This is a genomic window from Nocardioides sp. (assembly GCF_036401255.1).
Lineage (GTDB): Bacteria > Actinomycetota > Actinomycetes > Propionibacteriales > Nocardioidaceae > Nocardioides.
In genome coordinates, this window is the sequence record NZ_DASWVI010000159.1 from 1 (window position 1) to 9,195 (window position 9,195).

A 9,195-nucleotide genomic window follows, 5' to 3' on the forward strand; every position below is an offset into this window, starting at 1 on the left:
GCGCAGCCCGTTCGCCGCCCGGATCGCGGGCCTGAACATGGTGACCGGCACCTGGCACGACGGCGCCGTGCACGGTGAGGGGGTGGCGATCCGCGGGCTCGCGGCCGAGCCCGGCCCGCAGCCGGGCGACCGGGTGGTCGCGGTGTTCCGCCCGGCCGCCGTCTCGGTGTTCCGCGAGGCGCCCGGGGGCAGCCCCCGCAACAGCCTGAGGGTCACGGTCACCGACCTCGAGCCGCACGGCGACACGGTCCGCGTCCGCGCCGGCCACCTCGCCGCGGACGTCACCGTGCAGTCGGCCGCCGAGCTCGACCTGGCACCCGGCGTACGCGCGGTGTTCGCCGTCAAGGCGAACGAGGTCTCCGTCTATGCCACCTGACCTTCGTTAGAGTCCCCGCATGTCTCTCTCTCCCGACGCCCAGGCCCCCGACCGCAACCTCGCCCTGGAGCTGGTCCGGGTCACCGAGGCGGCCGCGATGGCCGCCGGCCGGTGGGTCGGCCGGGGTGACAAGAACGGCGCCGACGGCGTCGCCGTCAACGCGATGCGCGTGATGATCTCGACGATCGGGATGGACGGCATCGTGGTGATCGGTGAGGGCGAGAAGGACAACGCCCCGATGCTCTACAACGGCGAGCGCGTCGGCGACGGCACCGGCCCCGAGTGCGACGTCGCCGTCGACCCCATCGACGGCACCACGCTGACCGCGAAGGGCATGAGCAACGCCGTCTCGGTGCTCGCCGTCGCGCCCCGCGGGACGATGTACGACCCGTCGGCGGTCTTCTACATGGACAAGCTGGTCACCGGCCCCGAGGCCGCCGGCGCCGTCGACATCCGCTACCCCGTGGCCGAGAACATCCACCAGGTCGCGAAGGCGAAGGGCGAGCGACCCTCCGACGTGACCGTCGTGCTGCTGGACCGGCCGCGGCACGACGCGCTCGTCGAGGAGATCCGCGCCACCGGCGCGATGATCAAGTTCATCACCGACGGCGACGTCGCCGGCGCGATCATGGCCGCGCGGCCCGAGACCGGCATCGACTTGATGCTCGGGATCGGCGGCACCCCCGAGGGGATCATCGCGGCGTGCGCGATGAAGGCCCTCGGCGGCGTGATCCAGGGCCGGCTCTGGCCCCGCGACGACGACGAGCGGCAGCGCGCGATCGACGCCGGCCACGACCTCGACGCGGTGCTGTCGACCGACGACCTGGTCACCGGCGACGACACGTTCTTCGTCGCCACCGGCATCACCGACGGCGAGCTGCTCCGCGGGGTGCGCTACCGCGCCAACAGCGTGACCACGCACTCGCTGGTGATGCGCTCGCGCAGTGGCACGATCCGCACGATCACCTCCGAGCACCAGCTGGAGAAGCTACGCGCTTTTGCCGCGATCGACTTCGACAGCTGAGCTCTCGCTGGTCCGCAGCAGCGCGTCGCCGACGGCGTCGATGACCCGCGGGTCGAACGCCATCCCGAGGTGGGAGGCGGTCACTTCGACCGCCCGGGCCAGCGGGTCGACGCACGCTCGCCAGTCGACGATGCCGTCGCGGCGGGAGTAGAGCGCGGTGAAGCCCACCCCGGGCGGCACCGGCTGCCGGCTCTCCGAGAAGCTCTGCCGCGCACAGGCCCCGGCGACGCACTCGTGCGACATCAGGCCGGGGATCCCGGCCCGGCTGAGCCGCACCAGCAGGTCGACGCTGGCGGCCAGCGAGGGGTGGTGGGCACCCGGCGCCAGCATCGGGCTGCCCATCGTCACGATGTTGGACACCAGGTCCGGCCGGCGTACGGCGATGCCGCGGGCGAGCATGCCGCCCAGGCTGTGCCCCACGATCTGCACGCGCGAGCCGCGGCGCATCGCGATCGACTCGAGCCGGGACTCCAGCTGGGCGGCCGCGTTGAGCGTGCAGCCGATGTTGGCGTGCATCTGGGACCGGTAGGTGCGGAACCCCTGGGCGCGCAGCGCGCGGGACATCAGCGCGAGCGTGCCGTCGCCGGCCAGGAAGCCCGGCACGAGGATCACCGGGTCGCCGTGGCGGGCCGCGGGCCGCGCGGCGTACGGCGTCGCCCGCCGGGTGCGCCGCTCCCCCACCGCCCGGAGCGCGAACCGGCCGGCCTCGAGCACGGCGCTGCTCTCCCGCAGGACCGCGGCCGGGGTGGGGCACGCGAAGCCCTCCGGGAGGAGGAAGTCGGCCAGTGTGCTCGAGGTCACAGGTGCCACGGTAGGGCCTTCCTGCCCGAATGGGCGGGCAATCGCCGGACAAATCCGGTCATGTCCCGTCCCTTTCGACGTCAACCGGATCGGGCGCCTGGTTGACTGGGCGTGTGGCCCGAGCTTCCGGTACCCCCGCCGACGGGGCGAAAACACCGCCCCCGGTGCCTCCCGCGCCGGTGGAGGTCTCGGAGGAGCTCCTCGCGCCGGTCGGCAACGGCATCGAGCTGTGCTACCAGACCTTCGGGGACCCCGACGGCGACCCGTTGCTGCTCGTGATGGGGCTCGGCGGCCCGATGACCTGGTGGGACCCCGGGCTGTGCGAGGCGCTGGCCCGGGCCGGCTTCTACGTGATCCGCTACGACAACCGCGACATCGGCCGCTCCACGGTCTTGGAGGGCCGGGTCCGGCGCGGCACGCTCCTGCGGGCGTTCGCGGGTGCCCGGGTGCGGGCGCCGTACGAGATGCGCGACCTGGCCGGCGACGCCTTCGGGCTGCTCGACCACCTGGGACTGGCGTCTGCGCACGTGGTGGGCGTGTCGATGGGCGGCATGATCGTGCAGACGATGGCGATCACCCACCCGGCGCGGGTGCGGTCGATGACCAGCATCATGTCCACGACCGGCAAGCGCACGGTCGGCTGGCAGCACCCCTCGCTGCTCCCGACGCTGCTGAAGCGCAAGCCGGGCCGCGAGGCCTACGTCCGCAGCAGCGCCGCGGTGTGGACGCTCATCGGGTCGCCGGGCTATCCGCTCACCCGTGCGGAGATCGAGACGCGGGCCGGCGAGACCTACGACCGGGGCGTGAGCGCCGAGGGCGTGCTGCGCCAGATGCTGGCCGTCATCACCCAGCCCAGCCGCGGCGAGCGGCTGCGCGGCGTCCGGGTGCCGACGCTGGTGATCCACGGCCTCGCCGACAAGATGGTGCACGTCTCCGGCGGTCGGGCCACCGCGGCCGCGGTGCCCGGCGCGGAGCTGCTGCTCATCGACGGCATGGGCCACGACCTCCCGCCCGCGCTGTTCGAGACGTTCGTGGCCGCCATCCGGCGTACGGCTGACCGCGCCACCCCCGCCTGAGCCGAGTCGGCGCCAGTTTCCGCGCCCACAACGCCGAGTCGGCGCCAGTTTCTCAGAAACCGGCGCCGACTCGGCGTGGATGGAGCCAATCAGGCGGAGAGGCGCTCGCCGGTCTCGGTGTCGAAGACGTGGACGTTCTTGGGGTCGGTCGTCACGTACATCGTCTCGCCCTTCTGCGGGTGGTCCCGCCCGGCGACCCGGATCACGATGGTGCTGGGCGTGCCCTCGACCCCGCAGGTGCCGTGGATGAACGCGTCGGCGCCGTGGTCCTCGACCACGGTGACCTTGACCGGCAGGCCGGACTCGCTGCTGCCCACGACCCGCCACGCCTCGGGGCGGACGCCGACCGTGATGTGGCCCTGCATCTTGCTCGCGGCGGCGTCGTCGACCGGCACGAGGTAGTCACCGATCTTCGCCTGGCGGTCGGCGGCGACCGCGTTCAGCAGGTTCATCTGCGGGGAGCCGATGAAGCCGGCGACGAACAGGTTCACCGGGCGGTCGTAGAGCGCCAGCGGGGTGTCGACCTGCTGCAGGACGCCTTCGTTCATGACCGCGACCCGGTCGCCCATCGTCATGGCCTCGACCTGGTCGTGGGTGACGTAGACGGTGGTGACGCCGAGGTCGGCCTGGAGCTTCGCGATGTCGGTGCGGGTCTGCACGCGCATCTTGGCGTCGAGGTTCGACAGCGGCTCGTCCATGCAGAACACCTGCGGCTGGCGCACGATCGCCCGGCCCATCGCGACGCGCTGGCGCTGGCCACCGGAGAGCGCCTTCGGCTTGCGGTCGAGGTACTCGGTCAGGCCGAGGATCTTCGCGGCCTCCTGGACGCGCTTGTTGCGCTCCTCGGTGGGCACCTTCGCCATCTTCAGCGCGAACGCCATGTTGTCCGCGACGGACATGTGCGGGTAGAGCGCGTAGTTCTGGAACACCATCGCGATGTCCCGGTCCTTGGGCGGGGTGTGGGTGATGTCGCGATCACCGATGAAGATCCGGCCTTTGTTGACCTCTTCGAGCCCCGCGAGCATCCGCAGCGTCGTGGACTTGCCGCAACCGGAGGGACCGACCAGGACGACGAACTCGCCGTCACCGATCTCGAGCGAGATGCCCGGAACCGCCGGCTTGTCGGTGCCTGGGTACCACCGCTGAGCCTCTTCGAACCTGACTGTGGCCATGCTTGAACAACTCCTTCACCGGCAGGTACGTGCCGGACGATCCGTCGTAAAGGTGAGCACGGTCACCGTACCGGGGCGGGAGTACCCGTGGGGAGTACCTGAGTCAGGAGTTCCCCGGGTCGTTGGTCCCGCCCGCCTCAGGAGCGGCGCCGCTGCTGCCTGCGGCTCAACGGCTTGCGCTCCACCGCGACCCCGCCCCAGATCGCGACGCCGCGGACCCGGACGGTCGGCGAGCTCGCGTCGAGCGTGGCCGGCGTACGGCCGTCGGGACCGGAGTAGCCGCCCATGATGCCGATGCCCTCCATCACCACGTGTGTGTCCGGGCCGACGGTGATCTGGGCGCCGCCCATGAAGGCGTTGACGGTGATCACGACCTCCGGCGCGGCGAAGCTCGCCTCGCGCAGGTCGAGGTCGGCGCCGCCCATCATCGCGAAGACCGTGAGCTCCCGCGGGACGACCCACGCGCCGCGGCGGTTGAGGCCCGAGAGGATCGCGACGTGGCGCTCGTGGTCGGGCCCCGGGACCACCGGCGACGGGCGAGGCGGCGGCAGCGGCGCCGGGTGTGAGGCGGGGCGCGGGGCCGGCAGGTCGAACGTGATCGGGACCAGGTCGGCGTACGTGCGGGCGGCGTACGTCGCCTCCAGGCGCTGGTCGAGCTCGTCGAGATCGATGCGTCCCTCGCCTGCCGCCTCCCGCAGGATCTCGGCCACCTGGTGGCGCTCCGCGTCGGAGATGCGCAGCGTCGACGGATCGGCCGGCCAGCCGTCCGCCGGTCCGCGCCGGGGCTCGAGCGGTCCCTCCATGAACCTCAGCGTAGTCCGAGGTCTACGCTCGTGGATCGTGGCGCAAGATCCCGAGTTCCTGTACTCCGACCTCCTGCCGATCGGCCCCGACGAGACGCCGTACCGGTTGATCACCACCGAGGGTGTCTCCACGTTCGAGGCGAACGGCCAGACGTTCCTCCAGGTCTCCCCGGAGGCGATCCAGCGCCTCACCGCGGAGGCGATGCACGACATCGCGCACTACCTGCGCCCCGCGCACCTCGCCCAGCTGCGCAAGATCATCGACGACCCCGAGGCCTCCGGCAACGACCGGTTCGTCGCGCTCGACCTGCTCAAGAACGTCAACATCTCCGCCGGCGGCGTGCTGCCGATGTGCCAGGACACCGGCACCGCGATCGTCATGGGCAAGAAGTCCGAGGGCGTGCTCACCGGCGCCGACGACGGCGAGGCGATCTCGCGTGGTGTGTACGACGCCTACACCAAGCTCAACCTGCGCTACTCCCAGCTCGCGCCGCTGACGACGTACGAGGAGAAGAACACCGGCAGCAACCTGCCGGCGCAGATCGAGATCTACTCGACGCCCTCGCACGGCGTGCCCGAGTACAAGTTCCTGTTCATGGCCAAGGGCGGCGGCTCGGCGAACAAGTCGTTCCTGTTCCAGGAGACCAAGGCCGTCCTCAACCCGCAGCGGATGCTGAGCTTCCTCGACGAGAAGATCCGCTCGCTCGGCACGGCCGCCTGCCCGCCGTACCACCTCGCGATCGTGATCGGCGGCACCTCGGCGGAGTACGCGCTCAAGACCGCGAAGTACGCGTCCGCGCACTACCTCGACCACCTGCCGACCTCGGGCGACATGTCCGCGCACGGGTTCCGCGACCTCGAGCTCGAGCAGCAGGTCTTCGAGCTGACGCAGTCGTTCGGGATCGGCGCACAGTTCGGCGGCAAGTACTTCTGCCACGACGTGCGCGTCGTGCGGCTGCCGCGGCACGGCGCCTCCTGCCCGGTCGCGATCGCGGTGTCGTGCTCCGCCGACCGGCAGGCGCTCGGCAAGATCACGCCCGAGGGCGTGTTCCTCGAGCAGCTCGAGATGGACCCCGCGCACTACATGCCCGACGCGGGCGTCGCCGAGGACATCTCGGGGGGCGAGGTCGTGAAGATCGACCTCAATCGGCCGATGGCCGAGGTGCTCGCCGAGCTGCGGAAGTACCCCGTCAAGACGCGGCTCTCGCTGACCGGCCCGCTCGTCGTGGCCCGCGACATCGCGCACGCGAAGATCAAGGAGCGGCTGGACGCCGGCGAGGAGATGCCGGCGTACCTGCGCGACCACCCGGTCTACTACGCGGGCCCGGCGAAGACGCCGACCGGGATGGCGTCGGGGTCGTTCGGCCCGACCACGGCCGGGCGGATGGACTCCTACGTCGAGCAGTTCCAGGCGGCCGGCGGCTCGATGGTGATGCTCGCGAAGGGCAACCGCTCCAAGGCCGTCACCGACGCGTGCGCCGCGCACGGCGGGTTCTACCTCGGCTCGATCGGCGGCCCGGCCGCGAGGCTGGCCCAGGACTGCATCAAGAGCCAGGAGGTGCTGGAGTACCCCGAGCTCGGCATGGAGGCGGTCTGGAAGATCGAGGTCGAGGACTTCCCGGCGTTCATCGTGGTCGACGACAAGGGCAACGACTTCTTCACCGACCCCGGCGGCACCGTCACCGTGCCGCTGAGCTCGATCGGCCCCGCCGGCGTACGCGTGCGCTCGAAGGAGTAGGCAGATTGCCGGACGTCATCCCTTCTGAGGCCCCTGGACCTCGAGAGGTATGACGTCCCGGTTGAGGGCCGTCGGGCCGTCCGTAGGCTCGGCGCCGTGGAGTACGTCGAGATCGCCCGAGCCGAGACCGAGCGCGGCGAGCTGGTGCTGCGCGAGCGGCGCGACGAGAACGCCCCGACCGCGCTGGAGCTGCGCGCCAACGGCGTGTTCGTGATGGACACCCTGGAGGTCGGCTCCGAGCAGGCGCTGGCCGAGTCGGCCCTGGAGCAGGTCGCCGAGCCGCGGGCCGTGATCGTGGCCGGGCTCGGGCTCGGCTTCACCATGCACGCCGTGCTCGCCGACCAGCGGGTGGAGAAGGTCGCCGTCGTCGAGATCGAGCAGGCGCTGGTCGACTGGATGCGGGCCGGCACCATCCCGCATGGCCCGGCGCTGCTGGCCGACGAGCGGGTCACGGTGGTGGTCGCCGACATCGCGGTCGCGCTCGCCGAGGCGCGGCCGGCGTCGTACGACCTGTTGCTCCTCGACGTCGACAACGGCCCCGGCTACCTGGTGCACGACGTCAACGCCGCGCTGTACGAGGAGCCGTTCCTCGAGTCCGCCCGGCGCGCGCTGCGGCCCGGCGGAGCCATCGCGGTGTGGTCGGCGGCCGATGCGCCCGAGCTCGCCGAGCGGATGCGCTCGGTGTTCGGCAACGCGACCGGCTACGGGCACGACGTACGCCTGCAGGATCGCGACGAGACCTACTGGCTGTTCGTGTCCCGGGTACCGTCCGAGGCATGAGCGACTTCCGTGTCGAGCACGACAGCATGGGCGAGGTCCGGGTGCCGGCCGAGGCCTTGTGGCGGGCCCAGACGCAGCGCGCGGTCGAGAACTTCCCGATCAGCGGCACCCCGATCGAGCCCGCGCTGATCCATGCCATCGGCCGGGTCAAGGCGGCGGCCGCGACCGTCAACGCCGAGCTCGGCGTGCTCGACCGGGACCGGGCCGACGCGATCATCGCGGCCGCGACGGCGGTCGTCGAGGGCGAGCACGACGACCAGTTCCCGATCGACGTCTTCCAGACCGGGTCGGGCACCAGCTCGAACATGAACGCCAACGAGGTCATCGCCACCCTCGCCCAGCGCGCCGGCACCGACGTCCACCCCAACGACCACGTCAACGCCAGCCAGTCGAGCAACGACACGTTCCCGACCGCGATCCACGTGGCCGCGACGTTGGCGGTGACCCGCGACCTGCTGCCCGCGCTCGAGACGCTCGCCACGAGCCTCGAGCGCAAGGCCGAGGAGTTCGCGGGCCTGGTGAAGTCGGGGCGCACCCACCTCATGGACGCGACCCCGGTGATGCTCGGGCAGGAGTTCGGCGGCTACGCCGCCACGGTGCGGTACGCCGCCGAACGGCTCGAGTCGGTGCTCCCCCGGGTCCGGGAGCTGCCCTTGGGCGGCACCGCGGTCGGCACCGGCATCAACACGCCCCCGGGGTTCGCCGAGCGCGTGATCGGCGTACTCGGCGAGACCGCCGGCGAGCCGTTCACCGAGGCCCGCAACCACTTCGAGGCGCAGGGCACCCGCGACTCGCTGGTCGAGCTCAGCGGCGTGCTCCGCACCGCCGCGGTCGGCCTGACGAAGATCTGCAACGACCTGCGGTGGATGTCCTCGGGCCCCACGACCGGGCTCGCCGAGATCCACCTCCCCGACCTGCAGCCGGGGTCGAGCATCATGCCCGGCAAGGTCAACCCGGTGCTGCCCGAGGCGACGCTGATGGTCTGCTTCCAGGTCATCGGCAACGACGCGGCGGTCACGGCTGCCGGGGCGAGCGGCAGCTTCGAGCTCAACGTCGCGATGCCGGTGATCGCCCGCAACGTGCTGGAGTCGGCGCGGCTGCTCGCCGCCTCCTCGCGGGTGCTGGCGTCGCGGTGCGTGGACGGCATCACCGCGAACCCCGACCGGATGCGGCAGTACGCCGAGTCCTCGCCGTCGGTCGTGACGCCGCTGAACAAGTACGTCGGCTACGAGGCCGCCGCGAAGATCGCCAAGCGGGCGCTGGCCGACGGCGCGACGATCCGCGAGACCGTGATCGCGATGGGGTACGTCGAGCGCGGCGAGCTCACCGAGGAGCAGCTGGACGAGGCGCTCGACGTGGAGTCGATGACCCACCCGTGAGCGGGGTCTTGCCGCCGCGGCGAGACCGTCGAGTGACGCGGAATGG

Annotated in this window: 9 protein-coding genes; 6 read left to right on the top strand and 3 right to left on the bottom strand. The window is 71.6% G+C overall.

The features are described from left to right. Together VGD85_RS07570 and glpX are read left to right on the top strand one after the other, a co-directional pair. Window positions 1–376: TOBE domain-containing protein (locus VGD85_RS07570; protein WP_331062840.1), on the top strand; the 376-nt coding region annotated here is incomplete at its 5' end. A 19-nt stretch (window positions 377–395) separates the two neighbouring features. Then, window positions 396–1,400, top strand: coding sequence for a class II fructose-bisphosphatase (gene glpX, locus VGD85_RS07575; protein WP_331062841.1), 1,005 nt, complete (start codon window positions 396–398; stop codon window positions 1,398–1,400). Here the strand turns inward: glpX and VGD85_RS07580 are convergent. After that, window positions 1,365–2,201 carry an alpha/beta fold hydrolase gene (locus VGD85_RS07580; RefSeq protein WP_331062842.1) on the bottom strand — a complete coding sequence of 279 codons (837 nt, stop codon included), beginning with the start codon at window positions 2,199–2,201 and terminating at the stop codon, window positions 1,365–1,367. The two genes, glpX and VGD85_RS07580, sit on opposite strands and share 36 nt — an antisense overlap. Before the next feature lie 164 nt (window positions 2,202–2,365). Here VGD85_RS07580 and VGD85_RS07585 point away from each other — a divergent pair, with 164 nt between their 5' ends. Next, window positions 2,366–3,277: an alpha/beta fold hydrolase gene (locus VGD85_RS07585; protein ID WP_331062843.1), complete on the top strand. Its 912-nt coding sequence runs from the start codon at window positions 2,366–2,368 to the stop codon at window positions 3,275–3,277. 89 nt (window positions 3,278–3,366) lie between these two features. On the opposite strand, the gene VGD85_RS07590 is transcribed toward VGD85_RS07585, so the two are convergent. Both VGD85_RS07590 and VGD85_RS07595 read right to left on the bottom strand, forming a co-directional pair. Further along, window positions 3,367–4,449, bottom strand: a complete 1,083-nt coding sequence (locus VGD85_RS07590) for a sn-glycerol-3-phosphate ABC transporter ATP-binding protein UgpC (protein ID WP_331062844.1) — start codon at window positions 4,447–4,449, stop codon at window positions 3,367–3,369. Between the two features lie 137 nt (window positions 4,450–4,586). Beyond that, window positions 4,587–5,252, bottom strand: a complete 666-nt coding sequence (locus tag VGD85_RS07595) for a DUF1707 domain-containing protein (RefSeq protein ID WP_331062845.1) — start codon at window positions 5,250–5,252, stop codon at window positions 4,587–4,589. Between VGD85_RS07595 and VGD85_RS07600 the strand changes: the two genes are divergently transcribed. From VGD85_RS07600 to VGD85_RS07610, 3 genes are all read left to right on the top strand, one after another. Next, complete coding sequence (locus VGD85_RS07600) at window positions 5,251–6,990, top strand: fumarate hydratase (protein ID WP_331062846.1); 1,740 nt, start codon at window positions 5,251–5,253, stop codon at window positions 6,988–6,990. The genes VGD85_RS07595 and VGD85_RS07600 overlap by 2 nt on opposite strands. A gap of 96 nt (window positions 6,991–7,086) precedes the next feature. Then, complete coding sequence (locus tag VGD85_RS07605; RefSeq protein ID WP_331062847.1) at window positions 7,087–7,770, top strand: hypothetical protein; 684 nt, start codon at window positions 7,087–7,089, stop codon at window positions 7,768–7,770. After that, on the top strand, window positions 7,767–9,149 hold the full coding sequence (locus tag VGD85_RS07610) for a class II fumarate hydratase (protein WP_331062848.1): 1,383 nt from the start codon (window positions 7,767–7,769) through the stop codon (window positions 9,147–9,149). Before VGD85_RS07605 ends, VGD85_RS07610 begins: the two co-directional genes overlap by 4 nt. Window positions 9,150–9,195 lie beyond the last annotated feature (46 nt).

What these genes read in the sequence shown, in the direction of transcription:
- VGD85_RS07600 (WP_331062846.1), top strand. Translation starts at nt 5,251, where the DNA reads ATGAACCTCAGCGTAGTCCGAGGTCTACGCTCGTGGATCGTGGCGCAA.
- VGD85_RS07610 (WP_331062848.1), top strand. Translation starts at nt 7,767, where the DNA reads ATGAGCGACTTCCGTGTCGAGCACGACAGCATGGGCGAGGTCCGGGTG.
- glpX (WP_331062841.1), top strand. Translation starts at nt 396, where the DNA reads ATGTCTCTCTCTCCCGACGCCCAGGCCCCCGACCGCAACCTCGCCCTG.
- VGD85_RS07595 (WP_331062845.1), bottom strand. Translation starts at nt 5,252, where the DNA reads ATGGAGGGACCGCTCGAGCCCCGGCGCGGACCGGCGGACGGCTGGCCG.
- VGD85_RS07590 (WP_331062844.1), bottom strand. Translation starts at nt 4,449, where the DNA reads ATGGCCACAGTCAGGTTCGAAGAGGCTCAGCGGTGGTACCCAGGCACC.